Raw genomic sequence first — 16,718 nt, 5'->3', positions numbered from 1 at the left:
TGGTCGGCTGGATTGAAGCGCACAGCTAAAAATGCGCCGCGTGGGTTACACGTCGGGCTTTGCGAATGTCCGCTTCTGGCCGAAAACGGACATCGAGCATGGGTGTCCGCTTTCGACCCAAAGCGCACATTCGCTACGATGCTGTCGCACAAGGAAGCCATCGGGGAGCTTGGGTGAGCAGACTAGGAACGATATTCATGGGCTGCTTCGTGGTGGCGGCTTTGTCTTGCGCGCTGGTCTTTTACTTTCAAAGCCAAAGTGCGGAGCACCCCGCCATCTTCGCGTTCTATTCGGGTGCTGCAGCGGTATTGGTCGGTTGCGTAATTGGCGCCGCGATGTTCATCCGGAACGTCGGCTTGATCTACCGGAAGGCCAGGCGACTCGATGGGCCAGACAGTTAGCTCCGAATATCCGCTTCTGGCCGAAAGCGGACGCCGCCCACCGCTCGTCAGGGTGTGACCGCTTGCGACCCAAAGCGGACATTGCGCGGTTCATCGCTGTCCCAAGTCCGCCGCCAAGGCGTCTCATGGTTGAGCATGCATAATCGAGCTCAACCCCTTGGCTCACGCTGACGATGAAAAGACTCGTTTTCGCTATCGCGTTGTTGCTCCCCACCGGAATAGCAAATGCGTGCTCAATCGTGGTGCTGTCTGACTTTCGAGATTCGCTCCGAGATGCCAAGAGCGTTTTCGTGTTTCATGTAACGTCGCTCGAAGTTTACAAAGCGACCGAAAATGACTGGCCAAGCTTTAGAGGTTCAATTGAAGTCGTAGAAACGCTTCACGGCCCGAAGCCTGGATTTACCGCCGTCAACGTGGACGGAGTCTGCAACGACACCCGCCTCGATGTGGATGGATACTATGTTTCAGCCACGTCGGACGACGGTCGGACGCTGCAAATCGAGGCGGGCGACACTTCCTTAATCAACATTTCCGACGAACTCTATTTCGGAACCGAAATGATGGAGCCTTCCTTTAGCTTGAAAGCACTGCGCGACTATTTTCGCGGCGTGCCACTCCCCGAACAATTTCCCTCCGCTGAGTCAGTGCAAAGCGTGCAGGGCCGTTGAGGGCACTTGAGCGAGTGTCCGCTTCTGGCCGATAGCGGACATCGAAGCCAGTGTCCGCTTTCGACCCAAAGCGGACCTTCGATCAGGCCCAGCCGAACGCTCGCGCTGACGCCTGCAACCGCATGTTGATCTGGTAAGTTGGACCCATGACCCGACTTTTTCTGGCAGTTCTGCTAACGCCACTGGCACTGCATCTGCCGTTTCTGATCCCACCGTATGAAACGTTCACGTTCTGGTGGTTTCGACTGTTGCTGTCCTTCAGCTACGCGGCGATGTTCTTATTCGGTGTCCCGCTACTTTGGCTGTTCGTGCGGAAGCGTTGGACTTCCTGGTGGCAGTGCATTGTGGCAGCCCTCGCAGCGGCCACACTTTTTCTGCTCCTTTGGTTCTTCGTCCTGACGAACTGGGAGCACTTCCTGCTCAATGGCCTTCGCGTATCGCTCTATGCTTGGGCCGTGGCGGTGGTGGCCGGGGGATTGTTCTGGCTTATAGCCTTCTGGCGAAACCCACGCTTCACCGGCTCCGAGACAGCGAAGGCGCTTAGCGGTTCGCTCTGATTACAGGCTTGGGGAGTGTCCGCTTTTGGCCGATAGCGGACATTCGGGCGAACCGTGAGGCGTCGGGTGACGACTGGTCACGGAGTGACCGCTTTCGACCCAAAGCGGACACTCGGCAGCGGCTTGGGTATAACCACCGACTCGTCGATTCGTAGCCACCGTTCGTGCCGACTGACAAGTCAATCCGCCACCTCCACTCAGCCCTTTGCATCGACCTGGGCTTCAGCCTTGGTCACGCGACTGTCGCCGAATTGGCGCAGGAGCACGCGCTAGACGCTGTGGAATTCACCCACGCCATTTTTCGGGCGGAGGGCATGGACCCTGAGCTTGTTGATCGGAACCTCTATCGAAGGGTTCGTGATCTGATTCGCGAAGCCGAGGCTAACTCCCAGTTTGAATAAGCGGGCCCAATGTCCGCTCTTGGCCGAAAGCGGACATCGGCGACCTCGTCTGGCCGCAAGTGACAGCTAGTCACGGAGTGACCGCTTTCGACCCAAAGCGGACATATGCCTGCAGCGTTTTACAGCCGCATCCCGCGCCGATAAGCTCGAAATCGATTGGATGGTCTCGGCCGTCCGGGTGCGTGCCCGCGTGACCCATGGATTTGTTTGAGGTGTATGCCGACTCATGATGGAAGTTGACTGCACAGCCGAGGCCCTCGGGACAGAAACTTCCTCGCCGTGCCCATGCTGCGGAAGGCCAGTGCACCAAGGCTCCGGCTGGCTGCTGCGTGGTGACGAAGAGATAGCCTTCTACTCCTACCGCTGGACGGATGGACACGAAATACGCTTCTTCTTGGCCGTTGCGGGCACAGCGTCTGGCCACATGCGTCAAGGTTTTGCCGTCGTATCCTGTCAACGTCTGGGCGATGACCTTTACTACACCGCAGTCGATTCGGAAGCGTCGCCTTGGGAGGATTCAGAGATGATGGGGCGGGTGCTCTCTCGCGAGGAAGCACTAGACCCACATGGCCTCTATCCGGACTTATGGAGCCTCACCGACGCTATTGCGCAGCACGAGCCCCGTTTGGCGCAGCGCATTCTTGCGGCCTACGGAATGTAAGCAATCAGGCATTGCCGAATGTCCGCTTTTGGCCGATAGCGGACACTCGGGTGAGTTCTGGTTGCGGGGTGACGAGCCGGCGCTGCAATGTCCGCTTCCGACCCAAAGCGGACATTGGAGCGCGCGGCCCTCAGTTCGACCAGCGCGGCTGGGTCGTGTTGGATAATCTCGTCGGATGGAAACTGACCGCGTCTACCGCGCCGACTTCGGAAGCTACGCGCTTTGGCTAACGCTGCTCGGCATTCCGCTCGTGCCGGCTGCCGCTGTGCTCGCGAAGTTCGGTTGGGTGGAGTTTCAGGCCAAAGGCATGGTGATGCCCGTTGTGTTTTGCCTCGCGGCCATGGCAACAGCGTTTCTTTGGCTATCTCGCTATCGGCTGACCTTCTCATCGTCCGGCATCGCGTATCGCTCGTGGCGCCGGGCCTGGGACGTGCCGTATAGCGACATCGGCGCGATTTTCCCGTCGCGTGTGGCGCCCATTTCAGGAGTTCCAATTGGCGTCTACGTGCAGATCAAAGGCGGGCGCAGAGAGCTTGTGTACACCAAGGCACTCTCGATGGCCGCCATCAATGAGCTGCTTGCTCTCGCCGCAGCCAGTAACGAATAACCGCTCCTGGCCGATAGCGGACATGACGTCGCATCCGATTCGCTTGCTCAGCCGCCACTCGGTAGCGCACCAGGTTCTTCTTGATTCTCACCGAAGCTCAGGCCGACGTTGGGTGGCAGCACGCACGTCCAATTCAGTGCCATGAACGTGTCGAGGCCTTCGTCCAACGCGACCCAATGGAGGCTCAGGGTGCTGAGCGGATCCATGGTCGCTGACCTGGTCAAGGGGACGTACGTGTAGTAGACGGCAGACACCGGGGTGAGCGTGCATCTGACGTTCGCCGGGAAATTGTTGAAGTTGATCAGACCGAGGACTGCGTGCGCGGACTTTCGGGCTGTTGCCATTGAGCAGATGACTTCGGCATTGGGGTGCTTTTTGTTGTTGCTGATGTTGGTCAGGGCCAATGGGCGGGCTTCCAGTTGCTCCCGATCCTGTGCGGTGGCGCCTTGGCAGAACCCGGCGGCGTTCTGTAGGTTGTCGGCCGCCTTGGCATGTCCTGCGATCGCGACCAGACAAAAAACGGCCAGGAGAATGGTCATGAGGCGCATGGGTACATCCACCGTCGATGTGGGCTCGTGAATGGAACACGCACTCCGCCTGCGCGCTCGGCCATCACCTGGAAGGAAGGTCTGTCCGCTTCTGGCCGACAGCTGCCACCGCAAGTTGATCTGGTAAGTTGGACCCATGACCCGGCTTTTTCTGGCAGTTCACCCCGGGGGCGAAAATTGGACAGGGAGAAGTTCGCCATGAAATTGCGCTGCATGATCGTCATGCTCGGCTTGTTGACCGCACTGTCGTCGACGGCACAGGACGCCGGCGATGCTGCATTGGTCGCAGCTTGCCCAGCGCTCGCTGCTTGGTCCGAAACTCATCCTCGTCATTCGGCGAGCGCCCCGGATGAAGCGATGCCCATCGATTCACCAGCCTTGCGCGCCGAACTCTCCAAGCGAGCAACAACCGATCAGCGCGCCCGCGAATTCATGACGAATGGCAATGCGCCGAGTCAGGCGCAAGTTGCAAACCTGCAAGCGGTTGATTCCGGAAACCTGCAGTGGCTCAAGGCGTTGATCGCGCGACAGGGATTCCCGACCGCCAGGGAGGTCGGCAACAAGGGCGTTTCCGATGCTTGGCTGCTGGTCCAGCATGCAGACATGGACCCTTCGTTTCAGCGCGCCGTGCTTGACGCATTGATGGCGGACATTGCCACTCGCGGAGACTTGAAACCCGAGATCGCCATGCTTTACGACCGCGTTCAACTCGCTGAGGGCAAGGCACAACGCTATGGCACGCAGTTCGAGCGAAATGAAAACGGCGATTTTGTGCCGAAGCAACCAGTGGACGACCTGCCGAACATCGATATCCAACGCGCCGCGGTCGGCCTGATGCCCTTGGATCTTTATCGGTGCGTGTTGCGCAACGTGTATGGCCCGCCGGCACACCGCGCATAGCACGGGGCCTTCAGCGGCTACATGCCCCTGGTGGCGTCCAATCAGACGCCTGGCCTCGGGCCTGTTCCGAATCGTGGATGACGAGAGCAAAGGCGCGACGGATTGTCGTCCCTGTTACGTTCAATTCCATGGGAACGTTCGGCGCCACCGTCATGGTCTCTCCGGCGCGCGCACGCGTGGCGCCCGCTGGCGTTTCCAGGCACTGCGCGCCCGCCAGCACGTACCAGCCTTCGGGGCCTGGGTGCGTATGCACCCTGGAACTGTCACCAGGCCGCATGACGGCATAGGAAAGCACCGCGGTGTAATTGTTTGCGGGGGGAAGCTGCAGCGGCCCGATGCGCGCGACGAACTCCCCACCTGCGGTTGCCATGCTTCGAGGACCAAACTCGGAGAGCCAGGTGCGTCCGGCTTCCTCCACGACGATGTCTCCCGCGCGCCTGGCGGCTTCGGCTGTCGCCCTGTTCGGAAACGCGCGCAAATGCCAATACACCGAGGTCTGGCTGAAATGCAGTCCCGTGACCGTACCGACGTTGAAGCAACCGAACGGCGGTCGCGCCTCGCCCGGAGGGACATCGACACAGGCCACCTCGCCCAAATGTGCGTGTCCGCGCGTGCCGGGCGCCTGTTGCGCCATCAGGCTCCCCGTCGACATGAGGATCGTCATGGCGGACAACACGCGAAGGCGGATGATCGAATCTTGCGCCATGGCTGAGTGTGTCTCAGGAGCTTTTCGGGGAGGGGCATCGGGTCTCTTGCAGTTGAACGCAACTGGTGAAAAGAAACCGGTCAGGCTGCCGTTCGCTCGGCAGGTCTGCGTTGATTGAGCCGGCGGCTGCTATTAGGCTGGCGCACACCCGTCGCCCACGAGTTTCCGATGATCAAGCCCGTTCCCCTCCTGGCCCTGCTCCTTTTCGCCGGAACGGCGCACGCTGGGGACGATTTTGGTGATCGCATCGCCCGTGCGGAGAAGATCGAACGCTCGTCGCCCGTCGGGCGCGACTACCTGATGCGATTCACACCTGAGACACACTCAGCGTTCGAGGACGTCGTGAGCGATTGTTTCGCCGACGGGAAGAAGGGAGATACGGAATCCTTCATTGTGGTGTTCGATGTCGACGTCGCAGGTAACATCACGAATGTCGCCGTCTCGGAATCGAGCGACCACGCACTGTGCTATGCGAAAGGCATTGCGCGCATCAAGGCCCCGGCGCCGCCGGAGTCGTTTGCGGAAAAGGGGTTCCCGGTCGCGATTGAGCTTACGAACTCGATGAAGTGAGCCTGCTCAGCAGTCTCCGCTTCCGACCCAAAACGGACATTCGACAACCTGTCGCAAGTCGCCTTGATCGTGCCTGCATAATCGAGGGACAAATCAGGGCAGACCATGAACATCGAGAAGGCGTCGCTTTCGGTTGCGTCCATGTGGGCGATTACGTTCTTGGCGCTGCTTTCAATCGGACCGCTCGTCACGGGGTTAGACCTGCTGCTTAACTTTCTGCCGCAAGTCCCCGCCATCCAGAGCCTGCATGCGGCCAGCTCCATAGGGCAAGCCTTGTGGGTCGGTTCTGGCGTTCTGGGCGCCGCGACAATCCTCTTGATGCTTCGTCGGTCTGTCCTCGGCGTGGTGGCCTGTCTCGTCTTTGCGGCCTCCTATATTTCCGGCGCGAAGGCGGTCTGGCTGTACTTCACTCCCGGATGCTGGCTCGCGATCGCTGCCGTCGTCCTTTCAGTGATTGGTACTCGTTTGGCGTCGACCGCCTTCGGCAGGTTCCGCGCCCCTGAGTGACCGCTTTCGACCCAAAGCGGACATTCGCTAGCGCGATCGCCGCCGGCTCCGATAATCTTCAAACCCGCCAGAATTACCGCACGCGAAGAGCACATGTCCGAAGACTCCACTACCGTTCAAGCGCTTCGCCAGATCGCGGGGAAGGACAACTTCGCGGGGGAACTCGGAGCGCTTTACACAGGCGTGCAAGACCCCATCGCGCGAAGCGAGCTGAACTCCAGGTTCGATCACGCCGTTGAATTGCTCATATCCGCCGCGAGCGCAGGGGCGCAGACTCCCGAGTACCTGGCAATCATTGAAAAGCAGATCAACGGATTTGACCGGGACTCCTTGGATACCGAAGACGCCGAACAGGTCGCATCCAACTTTGAGAAGGTCCTGGACTGTCTCGGAATCGAGAGTTCTGGCGACATACTCAATGACTGGATGTACGGCTTTGATATCTCCTGAAAGCTAGCCACTTCATCGGGCACTCCATGAGAAGCCGTGGAGGCCTGACCTTCACCAACTGGAATGTCCGCTTTTGGCCGATAGCTGAGATTTGAACTTCTGACCGCTTTCGACCCATAGCGGACACTTGATCAATCGGGCCTACTCCGGGTGCGACTATCTCGCGGGGAAATCGTCATGGTGTCCGACTGGAAGGCGTGCTTGGCCGCGTCGATGATCGTTGCATCCACCTTGGCCGGGTGCGCGGCAGAGAGGTTCCGCGTGTCACCAGGCAAAGTAGGCGTCGAGGTCGAATCACCGGACGTGTCATGCGGCGAACGTCATCGCGAAATTCCGGTCAAGGTGCACGTGCATAACGACAGTGCCGGCATCCTGCAGATCTGGATCGATGATCCGGTTGGACCGCCTTACGAGTTGAGTTGGTTGTCCTACCAAGTGCTCAACGAAGCCGGGAAAGCCGATTGGCGACACGGCCCGGGCGGTCACGGTCCCATGCCACCACCCACGTTGAAGATCGGACCGGGGGATCGCACGGAACTGTGGGCCGTGCTGTTCGACGTCGGTGAGGCCGACTACGGGCGCAGCTTCCGCATCCGGTTCGAAGATGCAGAAAAACACACTTGGACGACCGATGCATTCCGGCCGTGCGTGCAGCGCGGATGATGCGAGTGACCGCTATTGGCCGATAGCGGACACTCGGGTGAGTTCTGGTTGCGGGGTGACGAGCCGGCGCTGCAATGTCCGCTTCCGACCCAAAGCGGACATTGGAGCGCGCGGCCCTCAGTTCGACCAGCGCGGCTGGCGTCGTGTCGGATAATCTCGCCGGATGGAAACTGACCGCGTCTACCGCGCCGACTTCGGAAGCTACGCGCTTTGGCTAATGCTGCTCGGCATTCCGCTCGTGCCGGCTGCCGCTGTGCTCGCGAAGTTCGGTTGGGTGGAGTTTCAGGCCAAAGGCATGGTGATGCCCGTTGTGTTTTGCCTCGCGGCCATGGCAATAGCGTTTCTTTGGCTATCTCGCTATCGGCTGACCTTCTCATCGTCCGGCATCGCGTATCGCTCGTGGCGCCGGGTCTGGGACGTGCCGTATAGCGGCATCGGCGCGATTTTCCCGTCGCGTGTGGCGCCCATTTCAGGAATTCCAATTGGCGTCTACGTGCAGATCAAAGGCGGGCGCAAAGAGCTTGTGTACACCAAGGCATTCTCGATGGCCGCCATCAATGAGCTGCTTGCTCTCGCCGCAGCCAGTAACGAATAACCGCATATGTTTGCGGCCTGTTCCCTGCTTCTGGCCGAAAGCAGACATTCGACCACGACCGCTTCGACACCAAGCAGACAATCTTCACGCTCCATCGACGTACTCCAACGTCATCTGAATGCGGGCAATGGCCCCGGCGAAAAGGCCGCTATATTCGATGTCCCCCGACGAAGGAGTTTGGAAATGGCGATGACCAATCAATCTCTCGCGATGGCGCGTACGCTGGGCGTGGCGCTCGTCGCCGCGCTGAGTCTTGCGGGCTGCAAAACCTACGACACCGAGTTCGCGACGATCAACTCGCGCCTGGATCAACTCGACACGAAGGTGCAAGGTGCGGCCCAGAGCGCCGAGTCCGCCAATCAGGCTGCGCAGCAGGCCAACCAACGGCTGGATCAGTTGGAAGGTCGCGTCCAGAAGCTCGAAACGGCACCGCCCCGCAAGCCGCGCGGTTGATCGCGTGCAGTGACGCGATGTGAACCCGGGACCCGTTGGCCTTCGCTGGCCACGGGTCTGTTTGCTTGACCCGATCTTCGTCCCAAGGAACCGTCCCCTCCGCATGTGCATACACCCTGCGATCCGGGCCGCTTGTGGCCCGCTGGTGTTGGCGTTGGCGTTCGCAAGCGTCGGCGTGGCCCACGCCCAGGAGGCCGCCGCGCAACCCGTGGCCGCCGTCGACCAGCTTCCCGAAGGCCAGAAGGTCTCCGACACCGTGATCGCGCTCGCGGGCTGGGTGGTCGCGACCAAGGACAGCCAGGGCTATCCGTTCGCGGTCATCGACAAGGCCGCCGCACAGATCCTGGTGTTCGGCGGCGACGGCCGGCTTCGCGGCGCGGCACCGGGGCTCTTCGGTTCGGCGATCGGCGATCATTCGGCCCCCGGCGTCGCCGGTCTCGCGCTTCGCGAAATTCCCGGCGAGGATCGCACGACGCCCGCGGGTCGCTTCGTGGGCGCTTTCGGGCCATCCATCGACGCCGGGCGCGTCCTGTGGGTCGACTACGATTCGGCGATCTCCATGCACCCGACGGCGACTGGCGTCCCGTCCGAAAAACGCGCCGAGCGTCTTGCATCGCCTTCGCCGGACGACAACCGCGTCACGCATGGCTGCATCAACGTCTCGCCAGAGTTTTACGAGCAGATCATCCGCCCGATGTTCGAACGCGGTGGCGTGTTCTACATCCTGCCGGACAAGGCGCCGCTGGCCGAGGTATTCCCGGAGTTCGCGCACAGCCGCGAGACCGCGCAAGGCGGCGACCTGCCCGTGAACTGAAGGACCCGGTCGAGCCCCTATTGCTTCGACGCAGTACACGCCCCCGGAACCCCGGCCTCGCAATCGCGCTTGCGCTTCAGGCTCTTCGCGCGGGCGGCTTCCAGCTTGGCCGCGCCTTCGGCCCTGGAACGCGCGGCGTCGGCATCCCGGCGCGCTTGCTCGGCGGAGCGTTTCATCGCGTTGAGTTCCTCCAGCGTGGGCAGATTGAGGCCGCCTTCGATCGATTCACTCTCCAGCGCCGGCCACAGCACGCGGCGCGGCACCGGGTCCTGCTGTTGCGCTTGCCGGTATCCGTAATCGGCGGAATCGCGCGAGCCATATGTCTGGCAGTTCACGCCGATGATGCCGCCCTGCGGCACCAGGCCGGAGGTCTGCATCGCGTTGGTGAAGCGCGCTTCGACGTCGCTGCCGCGGTTGGGCCCCTCGTAGGCGTCGTATTCCTCGCTGGGGCCGTCATAGGGCTTGTAGATGCGCTGGTGGATGAGTTGGGTGATGAAGGAATCCCCGTCCTGCACGCCGTAGGCGCAGAACGACCACCAGTCGCGGTTGTCGGCGCCCTGCACCCACGGCCGCGGCTTGGGCTTGGGTGGATTGGCCAAGGCCGCGAGCGCTTGCGCTTGTTCGACCTGGTCCTGCGCCGCAGCCGCGCTCGCATCCGCATCGCGCGCTGCCTGTTCCAGACGCGCGATCTCGGCCTGCGCGGCGACGGCTTGCTCCTGCTCGGCGGCATCGGCTTGCGTGCGCCGTAGCACCGCGGCCTGTTCCTGCAACGCGGCGGCTGCGGCTTCGAGTTCTTCGGCCGTGCGCGGTTGCGACGGTGCCGGGGGAGCCGGCGGAACCGTCGCGTTTGTCGAAGCCGACGCCGATGCCGATGCCGATGCCGATGCCGATGCCGATGCGACCGCACCATCGATCGGCGTGAACCGGTTGTAGGCGGACGCAGGCGATTCGGATACCACCTGCCCTGCCCGCAACTTCACCAACCGGATTTCCATGGCGCCGTCGTCGGTGAGCACCATGCGATGCGGGGCCTTCAACAGCCCGCGGCCCACGAAGACCACGCTGCCATCGGCCTGGACGGTGCCGTCCCATTCCTTGCCGGCGAGATAGGAGCCCTTGACGTGCAAGGTGCCCGGGCCCGGCCCCGGTGTGATCGTGTTGGTATGCAGCACCTTGCCGGTGTTCGGGCTGCTGAACTCCTGCACCAGCACGGCGCCGGGGACCTCCCAGCGCCAGTGCAATCGATACCCGTCGGCGCCTGCCTGCTTGTCGGTTCCCGCCAGCCGGGCGAACAGCCCCCAGACCGCAGGATCGGCCGGCACCGTCGACTGGGCGCGGGCCGACGGCGCGCACACGATGACGCAACACAACGCAGCCGCGGCCGCGAGACGGATGAAGGTATTCATCGGACGTATCCCCCTGGATGGGGAAACGATAGCCGAACCCCGCAGCCGGATATAGTCGGGTTAGCAGTCACCCGCGTTTCCACGGCGCTCGTGATTGCCGGGAAACCAATCGGTTTTTCGTTCGCCCAAATCGGCTTGTTCTTCCTGTTCCTCCTTGGCGTGGCCTTGTGCTGCGGAAAGCAAAGGCGGAAATGCAAAACGCCATTCGAAACTCGTCAACTTTCAGTCGTTGACGAAGTCGTGCGTTGTTCCGTGACTTGCAGCCGACGCACGACGAGGTGGTCGATCTCCAGTCGCTTGATGCGTGCCCGCCCGATGACCACGCGACCGATGACCAAAGCACCGATCGCCACCGCGCCGAGCGCAATCGCGCCGAGGGTCATCCCACCCACCGCCAAAGCGCCCATCGACTGCGCGCCGACTGCTTTTGCGGGAACGGCGCTTGAGCGTGCGAGTTCCCGTCTCATGGGGAGCGCCCGTGAAGCCGCCCGCTCAGGCCTTCTTCGCCCACGCCGAGCACCAACCTTGGGACGACACCGAGAACTGCGGGAAGATCTGACACGGGCCGGAGGCGTCGCCCTTCGCTCCCTTGAAGAAGTTGCAGTTGTCGCAGCGGCTGCCGGCCTTGAACGAGGGGTGTTTCACCTTCGTCGCGTCTTCGGTGTAGGACAAGGCTTTGGCTTGCGCGTTGTCCGGGGGAAGCTTCGGTAGCTTGGCGGCAGCGGGCGCCGCTGGGGCGGATGTTGCGTCCAGCGCCAGAGTCGCGATGGCGGTTGCCGTGACGGCCCGGGCGAGGAAGCGGCGACGTGAAGGGTCGTGCGTGTGCATGGCTCACCTCCGAGCGCCGGATTATGCGCCCGCGTTCAACCGTGGGTGATGTCGCCCATATGGGGGGCGCGTGCAGCTTGTTCGCCGAAAGGCACCCAGCTGAAGGCTTCAGGCACGCCGGTAGTGCTGCCGAGGGGCGGACGTTACATTTGCCGGAAGGCGCAAACCGCATGGGCGAGACGATCCCCACCGTGAATTCGACCCTCCACGACCTCCACGCCATCACCTTCGAACAGTTGCGGCTCTCCGCGGCGGTGCGTGTCACCGACGGCACGGTTTCGACGCTGTTGTGGGTCAACCCGGATCGCTCCAGAACGAAGGATTTGTTCATCCGGGTTCCCGACATCACCGCCGAACATGTCGATCCGGTAAGACGCCAGGTGCTCCTGCTTCTGGCGACCTAGCCAGCGGCGCCGGACGTGCGTTGTCAGCCTTGCGGCGGCAGGTCCGGCATCATCGGGATCGAGCGGTCGATCAACGGTGTGTTGTAGCGGTCGCCGCCCTGCTTGAGCCTGCGCTGCTTCTCGGCCTGGCGCCTCGCGTACTCGGTGGGCTTGAAGCGCTTGATGTTGAACGACTCGACCGTGTTGTCGGACCAGCGTACGTGCACGGTCGTCGGGTCGAGCGTGTAGCAGCCCGCGCGCTGTTCGACCCCTGCGGCGGTGTGCCGGATCGCGCTCTCGCCTTTCGCGCAGAAGCCCTGTTCGTCGGTCAGTGTGTATTGACCGCCCTCCTGCTTCAGGACCGCGAGGTCGTTCGCGCGGGCGGCCGGCGCGGCGAGCATCGCCGCCAGCACGAGGCATTCAAGCATTCGTCGCATGCAGGTCTCCTGGGTCTGGGCAGTGGGGTGGCGTTGGGCGGCCGGGCAATCATGCCATCCCCTTTGGACGTCCGGCTCGCCAACCGGATAGTCTTCCCGCTGGCGCGCAGGGGCTGAAGGGAACGTAGCCATGAAGAAGTCGCTAGTGTTCTCGATCCTCCTGCTTGCTGCGCAATCGGCGTCTGCAAAGTGCATGCCCGCCTACCACGTGTTCTCGGGCGTCGCAGTCGACGACAACGGCAAGCCCATCTCCGGCGCATCGATTGGCATCTCGTGGTTCGAGGTCGACGGACCCGCTGGCCCGGCACTCGCAATGACCGATGCCAGCGGGCGTTACAGCATCCCTGCATTTTTCGATACGTACTCCGGGAAAGGCGCCGTTGTAGAGGACGCATGCAATTGGCGCGTCAGGTTCGTCTCGGTATCTGCATTCAAGGCGGGCCGTCGTTCGCCCTACACCAGGGTGCGCGTTGGTAGCTCGGAAGCGGTCCGCGTCCCGGCGGCAGTGATCTCGTTGAAGGTGGAAGTAAAGGAGGACACTTTGCTTCCGTTCCTCAAGGGGCCGAAGCGCTGATGGCGCTCCACGCATTTCAGGCGATGGGTTGACTGACACCATGCGCAACGAAAAGCATCGTCGTTTTCGAACAGCCCATTGGCTAAGGCTGACCTGCATCAATGCCGCGGCTCTTGCCCTCTGTGCCGTTGTGAGCACCTTTGTCGTTACCGCCCAACTCCCCAGGCTCTACATCACGCTGCTCGCGATCTCCATCGGCATAGCAATGGGGACGCTTCAATACCGCTGCGATCTCACCCTAGCGGTGAAGGACAGCCTGATTCCGTGGATTCTCTGCGCGGCCTCGTCGTCTGCCTTGCTGTTTTGGTCGTTCTCCCCCGACGGCATATTTGCACCGGCGATCGGTGCCAGGGCTGCGTGGGCAACCGGGTTCGGCATGGGGACATCCCTGCTGTGCCTGATGCCTTTGCGTTGGTTATCTCAACGTTCGGGGTGAGCCCTGAGTGACCCCATTGTTGCCAGAGGAAAAGATGCTCGTGTTTGAAGTGCTACCAGGGCTTCCCCCTTACGGAGATCTGCCCAGGCTAATTGGTGCCACGGGCTCGACCGTTTACAGGGAGGGCTACGTGATCCGCTTCCTTGCGGGCACGCCGGAAGAGTGGGTTGGCAACTTCCAGCGCGACATGACTTCCTTCGACCAGGCGGTCGCGCTTTCCGACACGAAGCATGTCCTCGTAATCGCAGGTGGCGCAGCGTACGTCGTCGACCCGGCGACCCAATCCATCGTCGAGTCCTTCGGAGGGCACATCGAATCGTGCACGCCAACTGCGGACGCGAGTGGCTTCCTCCTATCAGACTCGACGGACATTGAACTGATCAACGGTTCCGGCCGCGTGTGGCGGAGCCGTCGGCTTGCGTGGGATGGCTTGCGCATTCTCGAGGTAACGCTCCACGAGATCCGCGGCGAGGCCAGGCACTTTGAGGACTCGTGGCATCCCTTTCGGGTCAATCTCTCGAATGGCCAGGCGACGGGCGGCGCATTTCCTGGACCCGGGCCCAAACAATCAAGCCTACGCCGTCGCATTCCAACCTGGGTTTTCGGAGCCGCGTCAGTCGCCAGTGCGCTTGTTACGGCCTACGTCTTTCTTTCCGCGATAGCGACCGCGTCCCTTCGGTTTGGCGTCTGCGGCCCCTCGTGGCTCGACGCCCCCGACCAGTTCTGTCGCATCGGCACACAACGCCTGTTGCTCTCGTACACGCTTGGCGCGGTGACGCTGCTACTGGTTGGCGTTACAGCCTGGTTGTTCTGGCGACGTCGCATCGGCCCCATGGAAGACGGATGGCCAGCGTCAGACGCGAAGGTCGCTGAAGAAATCCTTGCGGGGCTCCGTGATCCGGATGGGACGGCGAAACCACCGCGCGACTGATGTTGCTTGAAAGCCGATTCGACTCAACGCGATCACTCCGACGGAACGCAAACCGCGAGGATGTATTTCGCCCCCGGCTGCGTCAGCGGGTCGAGCTCGCCCCATTCCTCTTCGGTCATCGCTTTGAGGCTGGTCCCTTGCAGGGCGAGTTGCTCATCGATTTGGTTCGCCAATGAAGGCTCCGCGCCGAGGACGGTCGCATCGGCATCGGCGAGCAAGGCCCATCGGCCATCAGCGTCGTACATCACGAACTCGAGTGACCAGGTTTCCTCCGCGCGCGTGTATGCCTTGTAGACGTCCCAGTCCGGCGCGATGCGATCAGGCCCCAGATGGTCCGGTGCGTAACGCTCGATCAGCAGTTCGCCAGGTGCAGCAAGGGCGAGCAGGACATCGAATAGTTGTCTTGGCATCCGCGTCGAGTCGAAGGTGCCACGATCCAGGACACAGCCCCGCCACCCGCGCGCTCGAAACGGCGGAAGCATGTTGCCTTCTTCATTGAAGAATCGAGCACGGGCGGAGCCAGGCGGGATGTCGTATTGCATATGGTTCGACCGCCTACTTGCTCGCGCGCTCAAGGTTGAGCCGTTCGCGCGACTTGGCATCGCCAAGCGCCGCGCCGCGTTCGAGCAGTGCGAGCGCGGCGTCGCGGTCTCCGTCGGCCCCGCGTTCCAGGCGCATGAGCGCCGCGTTGTATGCGGCAATCGCGCTGCCTTTCGACGCGGCGTTCTCGAAGCCTGCGAGCGCCTTGTCCGGGCAGAGGAAGAAGACATCCCAGCCGGCGGCGGCGCGCATCAACATGTCGGCGTCGTCTTCGGGAATCTGGTCCTGCACATTGGCGGGCCAGCCAGCCACCAGGGAAGCGAACACTTCGGACCCGCTTGGCACGAAGTAAGAGCCCGCTCCCTCGCGCGTGGTGAATGCCTGGCGCGTGGTGCGGCGCGTTCCATCCTTCGCGATCCAGAGGAACCCGTCCTCTCCCTTGACCGGAAATCCGCCAAGCGCCTTCGACACGCGATCGGCGAGCGACGGCACGCCGGGTTGCGGCGAGACGCCTGTCCATGAGCCGATCAGCTCCACGCGCTCCAATTTGCCATCGAGTTGGGGCCTCACGGCGTCGGCGATATCGTCGGCGGTGAGGATGCGCATCTCCCCGTCGTACATGCGCCAAGGGCTCGCCTGCAAGCCGATCGTGAACAACGCATCGCTGTCCGGCACGGCCTCCAGATAGTCGGACAGCGCCTGTCCGGCGTAAACGCAGTCCGTTGCACCCTGCTTCGGCGAGCAGGTTGTCACGCTGACCGAGCCGGACAGGGCCAGGTGCGACGTGTCGCATGCCAGCGCGGCGGGACTGAGGAGGCAGAGAGCGAGCAGGAGCTGCTTCATGTGGCGACTGCGAAAGTGGGTTCGGCGTGCACTTTAGCTTGCCTCGGGCTCCAGCCGAATCTTGACGCTACAGCCAGCAACGCCTGAACATCCCACGCAACAGGCCCGCATGTGGAAACGGGTCTATCAACGGGGGTCGTCATGAAGCACGTTTGGAAAGCATTTGCGGCAGTTCTGTGCTTGGCGACTTCGTCGGCTTTTGCGCAAACGTCCATCGCCGAGCAACAGGACGCCCGGGTCATCGAGAACCTGCGTGCCGCTGGCGCCGACCTCTCGAAGTTGCATGACATCGACTTCTTTCTCATGTTCGACACCAAGTCCCAAGCCGAAAGCGCTGCGGCGGAAATCGAACGCCTTGGCTATCGCATCGCCGAAATAGAATCCTCGCCAGACGGAACGCAGTGGCAGATACACGCAACGCGCCAGATGGTTCCTGCATTGGATGCAATGACAGCCATTACGCGCAGCTTTGAAGCCTTGGCGCAGAAACATGGTGGCTATTACGATGGTTGGGGCACTTCCGCGGTTCAATAGCGTGAAGGTCTCGGTCGTCCGCACACCGGGCGGCCCCACCCCGCTGGCCGATCTCCAGCGCGCAGTCGCGTTCCCTCTCTGTACAAGGAGGAACGACCATGCCCCACTCCCAGCCGTTGGACGACGTCGCCCAGGCGCTCGTCGAGGCGATTTCCGCAGTCGCGGCGTACGCAGTGCCTTCCACGGCGGTGCCCGCCTTCCTGCAGCACCTGGCCGCATTGGCTGAGTCCCATCCCGAGGGATCCCCGCGGAGGCAGGTCCTGCACCTGATCCACTCGCGCATGGGGCCGTTGATGGAGGAGTGA

The 16,718-nt window shown here is 62.2% G+C and carries 26 protein-coding genes; 18 read left to right on the top strand and 8 right to left on the bottom strand.

Annotation, left to right across the window (positions count from 1 at the left end):
* Positions 1-574 precede the first annotated feature (574 nt).
* From AB4059_RS00570 to AB4059_RS00555, 4 genes are all read left to right on the top strand, one after another.
* The gene (locus AB4059_RS00570) at positions 575-1,069 is read left to right on the top strand and encodes a hypothetical protein (protein ID WP_498975613.1); all 495 of its coding nucleotides are present in this window, start codon (positions 575-577) and stop codon (positions 1,067-1,069) included.
* Positions 1,070-1,215: 146 nt separating this feature from the next.
* On the top strand, positions 1,216-1,626 hold the full coding sequence (locus tag AB4059_RS00565) for a hypothetical protein (RefSeq protein WP_498975611.1): 411 nt from the start codon (positions 1,216-1,218) through the stop codon (positions 1,624-1,626).
* Positions 1,627-2,328: 702 nt separating this feature from the next.
* Positions 2,329-2,688 (top strand): hypothetical protein, encoded by a 360-nt coding sequence (locus AB4059_RS00560; protein ID WP_498975609.1) that lies wholly within the window; start codon positions 2,329-2,331, stop codon positions 2,686-2,688.
* A gap of 175 nt (positions 2,689-2,863) precedes the next feature.
* Positions 2,864-3,295, top strand: coding sequence for a hypothetical protein (locus AB4059_RS00555; protein ID WP_498975607.1), 432 nt, complete (start codon positions 2,864-2,866; stop codon positions 3,293-3,295).
* A 47-nt stretch (positions 3,296-3,342) separates the two neighbouring features.
* Here AB4059_RS00555 and AB4059_RS00550 read toward each other — a convergent pair whose 3' ends face one another.
* Positions 3,343-3,843, bottom strand: coding sequence for a hypothetical protein (locus AB4059_RS00550; RefSeq protein ID WP_498975605.1), 501 nt, complete (start codon positions 3,841-3,843; stop codon positions 3,343-3,345).
* A gap of 198 nt (positions 3,844-4,041) precedes the next feature.
* Between AB4059_RS00550 and AB4059_RS00545 the strand changes: the two genes are divergently transcribed.
* Positions 4,042-4,743 (top strand): DUF6624 domain-containing protein, encoded by a 702-nt coding sequence (locus tag AB4059_RS00545; RefSeq protein ID WP_498975603.1) that lies wholly within the window; start codon positions 4,042-4,044, stop codon positions 4,741-4,743.
* Between the two features lie 10 nt (positions 4,744-4,753).
* Here the strand turns inward: AB4059_RS00545 and AB4059_RS00540 are convergent, their stop codons facing one another.
* Positions 4,754-5,449, bottom strand: a complete 696-nt coding sequence (locus AB4059_RS00540) for a cupin domain-containing protein (protein ID WP_498975601.1) — start codon at positions 5,447-5,449, stop codon at positions 4,754-4,756.
* 168 nt (positions 5,450-5,617) lie between these two features.
* Here AB4059_RS00540 and AB4059_RS00535 point away from each other — a divergent pair, with 168 nt between their 5' ends.
* From AB4059_RS00535 to AB4059_RS00505, 7 genes are all read left to right on the top strand, one after another.
* Entirely contained in the window at positions 5,618-6,019 is a 402-nt protein-coding gene (locus AB4059_RS00535; protein ID WP_498975599.1) for a hypothetical protein, read from the top strand.
* Positions 6,020-6,124: 105 nt separating this feature from the next.
* Positions 6,125-6,526, top strand: a complete 402-nt coding sequence (locus AB4059_RS00530) for a hypothetical protein (RefSeq protein WP_498975597.1) — start codon at positions 6,125-6,127, stop codon at positions 6,524-6,526.
* Between the two features lie 93 nt (positions 6,527-6,619).
* Positions 6,620-6,976: a DUF4844 domain-containing protein gene (locus AB4059_RS00525; protein ID WP_498975595.1), complete on the top strand. Its 357-nt coding sequence runs from the start codon at positions 6,620-6,622 to the stop codon at positions 6,974-6,976.
* Between the two features lie 177 nt (positions 6,977-7,153).
* Positions 7,154-7,639: a hypothetical protein gene (locus AB4059_RS00520; protein ID WP_498975593.1), complete on the top strand. Its 486-nt coding sequence runs from the start codon at positions 7,154-7,156 to the stop codon at positions 7,637-7,639.
* 163 nt (positions 7,640-7,802) lie between these two features.
* Complete coding sequence (locus AB4059_RS00515) at positions 7,803-8,234, top strand: hypothetical protein (RefSeq protein WP_498975591.1); 432 nt, start codon at positions 7,803-7,805, stop codon at positions 8,232-8,234.
* A gap of 183 nt (positions 8,235-8,417) precedes the next feature.
* Complete coding sequence (locus AB4059_RS00510) at positions 8,418-8,687, top strand: hypothetical protein (RefSeq protein ID WP_498975589.1); 270 nt, start codon at positions 8,418-8,420, stop codon at positions 8,685-8,687.
* A 148-nt stretch (positions 8,688-8,835) separates the two neighbouring features.
* The gene (locus AB4059_RS00505; protein ID WP_498977786.1) at positions 8,836-9,501 is read left to right on the top strand and encodes a hypothetical protein; all 666 of its coding nucleotides are present in this window, start codon (positions 8,836-8,838) and stop codon (positions 9,499-9,501) included.
* 17 nt (positions 9,502-9,518) lie between these two features.
* Here AB4059_RS00505 and AB4059_RS00500 read toward each other — a convergent pair whose 3' ends face one another.
* From AB4059_RS00500 to AB4059_RS00490, 3 genes are all read right to left on the bottom strand, one after another.
* The gene (locus AB4059_RS00500; protein WP_498975587.1) at positions 9,519-10,907 is read right to left on the bottom strand and encodes a hypothetical protein; all 1,389 of its coding nucleotides are present in this window, start codon (positions 10,905-10,907) and stop codon (positions 9,519-9,521) included.
* A gap of 215 nt (positions 10,908-11,122) precedes the next feature.
* The gene (locus tag AB4059_RS00495) at positions 11,123-11,374 is read right to left on the bottom strand and encodes a hypothetical protein (RefSeq protein WP_498975585.1); all 252 of its coding nucleotides are present in this window, start codon (positions 11,372-11,374) and stop codon (positions 11,123-11,125) included.
* 25 nt (positions 11,375-11,399) lie between these two features.
* Positions 11,400-11,735, bottom strand: coding sequence for a high-potential iron-sulfur protein (locus tag AB4059_RS00490; RefSeq protein ID WP_498975583.1), 336 nt, complete (start codon positions 11,733-11,735; stop codon positions 11,400-11,402).
* A gap of 170 nt (positions 11,736-11,905) precedes the next feature.
* Here AB4059_RS00490 and AB4059_RS00485 point away from each other — a divergent pair, with 170 nt between their 5' ends.
* Positions 11,906-12,139 carry a hypothetical protein gene (locus AB4059_RS00485; RefSeq protein ID WP_498975581.1) on the top strand — a complete coding sequence of 78 codons (234 nt, stop codon included), beginning with the start codon at positions 11,906-11,908 and terminating at the stop codon, positions 12,137-12,139.
* 23 nt (positions 12,140-12,162) lie between these two features.
* Here AB4059_RS00485 and AB4059_RS00480 read toward each other — a convergent pair whose 3' ends face one another.
* On the bottom strand, positions 12,163-12,555 hold the full coding sequence (locus tag AB4059_RS00480; protein ID WP_498975579.1) for a hypothetical protein: 393 nt from the start codon (positions 12,553-12,555) through the stop codon (positions 12,163-12,165).
* A 130-nt stretch (positions 12,556-12,685) separates the two neighbouring features.
* Between AB4059_RS00480 and AB4059_RS00475 the strand changes: the two genes are divergently transcribed.
* The 3 genes from AB4059_RS00475 (at position 12,686) to AB4059_RS00465 (ending at position 14,496) form a co-directional block, all read left to right on the top strand.
* Entirely contained in the window at positions 12,686-13,129 is a 444-nt protein-coding gene (locus tag AB4059_RS00475; protein ID WP_498975577.1) for a carboxypeptidase-like regulatory domain-containing protein, read from the top strand.
* A gap of 40 nt (positions 13,130-13,169) precedes the next feature.
* Positions 13,170-13,565, top strand: coding sequence for a hypothetical protein (locus AB4059_RS00470; RefSeq protein WP_498975575.1), 396 nt, complete (start codon positions 13,170-13,172; stop codon positions 13,563-13,565).
* 130 nt (positions 13,566-13,695) lie between these two features.
* Positions 13,696-14,496: a hypothetical protein gene (locus tag AB4059_RS00465; protein WP_498975573.1), complete on the top strand. Its 801-nt coding sequence runs from the start codon at positions 13,696-13,698 to the stop codon at positions 14,494-14,496.
* 32 nt (positions 14,497-14,528) lie between these two features.
* On the opposite strand, the gene AB4059_RS00460 is transcribed toward AB4059_RS00465, so the two are convergent.
* Positions 14,529-15,038, bottom strand: a complete 510-nt coding sequence (locus tag AB4059_RS00460) for a hypothetical protein (RefSeq protein WP_498975571.1) — start codon at positions 15,036-15,038, stop codon at positions 14,529-14,531.
* Positions 15,039-15,051: 13 nt separating this feature from the next.
* A complete protein-coding gene (locus AB4059_RS00455) occupies positions 15,052-15,879 on the bottom strand; it encodes a DUF8616 domain-containing protein (protein WP_498975569.1) in 828 nt (275 codons plus the stop codon).
* 141 nt (positions 15,880-16,020) lie between these two features.
* On the opposite strand from AB4059_RS00455, the gene AB4059_RS00450 reads away from it, so the two are divergent.
* Together AB4059_RS00450 and AB4059_RS00445 are read left to right on the top strand one after the other, a co-directional pair.
* Complete coding sequence (locus AB4059_RS00450; RefSeq protein ID WP_498975567.1) at positions 16,021-16,413, top strand: ribonuclease E inhibitor RraB; 393 nt, start codon at positions 16,021-16,023, stop codon at positions 16,411-16,413.
* A gap of 98 nt (positions 16,414-16,511) precedes the next feature.
* Complete coding sequence (locus AB4059_RS00445) at positions 16,512-16,718, top strand: hypothetical protein (RefSeq protein ID WP_498975565.1); 207 nt, start codon at positions 16,512-16,514, stop codon at positions 16,716-16,718.

It is taken from the genome of Lysobacter sp. 2RAF19, from assembly GCF_052115395.1.
Taxonomy (GTDB): Bacteria; Pseudomonadota; Gammaproteobacteria; order Xanthomonadales; family Xanthomonadaceae; genus Noviluteimonas.
This window is presented reverse-complemented; position numbering and strand designations above follow the sequence as displayed.

Coding starts and splice junctions, on each gene's coding strand:
- AB4059_RS00570 (WP_498975613.1), top strand. CDS start 575: ATGAAAAGACTCGTTTTCGCTATCGCGTTGTTGCTCCCCACCGGAATA.
- AB4059_RS00565 (WP_498975611.1), top strand. CDS start 1,216: ATGACCCGACTTTTTCTGGCAGTTCTGCTAACGCCACTGGCACTGCAT.
- AB4059_RS00555 (WP_498975607.1), top strand. CDS start 2,864: ATGGAAACTGACCGCGTCTACCGCGCCGACTTCGGAAGCTACGCGCTT.
- AB4059_RS00550 (WP_498975605.1), bottom strand. CDS start 3,843: ATGCGCCTCATGACCATTCTCCTGGCCGTTTTTTGTCTGGTCGCGATC.
- AB4059_RS00545 (WP_498975603.1), top strand. CDS start 4,042: ATGAAATTGCGCTGCATGATCGTCATGCTCGGCTTGTTGACCGCACTG.
- AB4059_RS00540 (WP_498975601.1), bottom strand. CDS start 5,449: ATGGCGCAAGATTCGATCATCCGCCTTCGCGTGTTGTCCGCCATGACG.
- AB4059_RS00535 (WP_498975599.1), top strand. CDS start 5,618: ATGATCAAGCCCGTTCCCCTCCTGGCCCTGCTCCTTTTCGCCGGAACG.
- AB4059_RS00530 (WP_498975597.1), top strand. CDS start 6,125: ATGAACATCGAGAAGGCGTCGCTTTCGGTTGCGTCCATGTGGGCGATT.
- AB4059_RS00525 (WP_498975595.1), top strand. CDS start 6,620: ATGTCCGAAGACTCCACTACCGTTCAAGCGCTTCGCCAGATCGCGGGG.
- AB4059_RS00520 (WP_498975593.1), top strand. CDS start 7,154: ATGGTGTCCGACTGGAAGGCGTGCTTGGCCGCGTCGATGATCGTTGCA.
- AB4059_RS00515 (WP_498975591.1), top strand. CDS start 7,803: ATGGAAACTGACCGCGTCTACCGCGCCGACTTCGGAAGCTACGCGCTT.
- AB4059_RS00510 (WP_498975589.1), top strand. CDS start 8,418: ATGGCGATGACCAATCAATCTCTCGCGATGGCGCGTACGCTGGGCGTG.
- AB4059_RS00500 (WP_498975587.1), bottom strand. CDS start 10,907: ATGAATACCTTCATCCGTCTCGCGGCCGCGGCTGCGTTGTGTTGCGTC.
- AB4059_RS00495 (WP_498975585.1), bottom strand. CDS start 11,374: ATGAGACGGGAACTCGCACGCTCAAGCGCCGTTCCCGCAAAAGCAGTC.
- AB4059_RS00490 (WP_498975583.1), bottom strand. CDS start 11,735: ATGCACACGCACGACCCTTCACGTCGCCGCTTCCTCGCCCGGGCCGTC.
- AB4059_RS00485 (WP_498975581.1), top strand. CDS start 11,906: ATGGGCGAGACGATCCCCACCGTGAATTCGACCCTCCACGACCTCCAC.
- AB4059_RS00480 (WP_498975579.1), bottom strand. CDS start 12,555: ATGCGACGAATGCTTGAATGCCTCGTGCTGGCGGCGATGCTCGCCGCG.
- AB4059_RS00475 (WP_498975577.1), top strand. CDS start 12,686: ATGAAGAAGTCGCTAGTGTTCTCGATCCTCCTGCTTGCTGCGCAATCG.
- AB4059_RS00470 (WP_498975575.1), top strand. CDS start 13,170: ATGCGCAACGAAAAGCATCGTCGTTTTCGAACAGCCCATTGGCTAAGG.
- AB4059_RS00460 (WP_498975571.1), bottom strand. CDS start 15,038: ATGCAATACGACATCCCGCCTGGCTCCGCCCGTGCTCGATTCTTCAAT.
- AB4059_RS00455 (WP_498975569.1), bottom strand. CDS start 15,879: ATGAAGCAGCTCCTGCTCGCTCTCTGCCTCCTCAGTCCCGCCGCGCTG.
- AB4059_RS00450 (WP_498975567.1), top strand. CDS start 16,021: ATGAAGCACGTTTGGAAAGCATTTGCGGCAGTTCTGTGCTTGGCGACT.
- AB4059_RS00445 (WP_498975565.1), top strand. CDS start 16,512: ATGCCCCACTCCCAGCCGTTGGACGACGTCGCCCAGGCGCTCGTCGAG.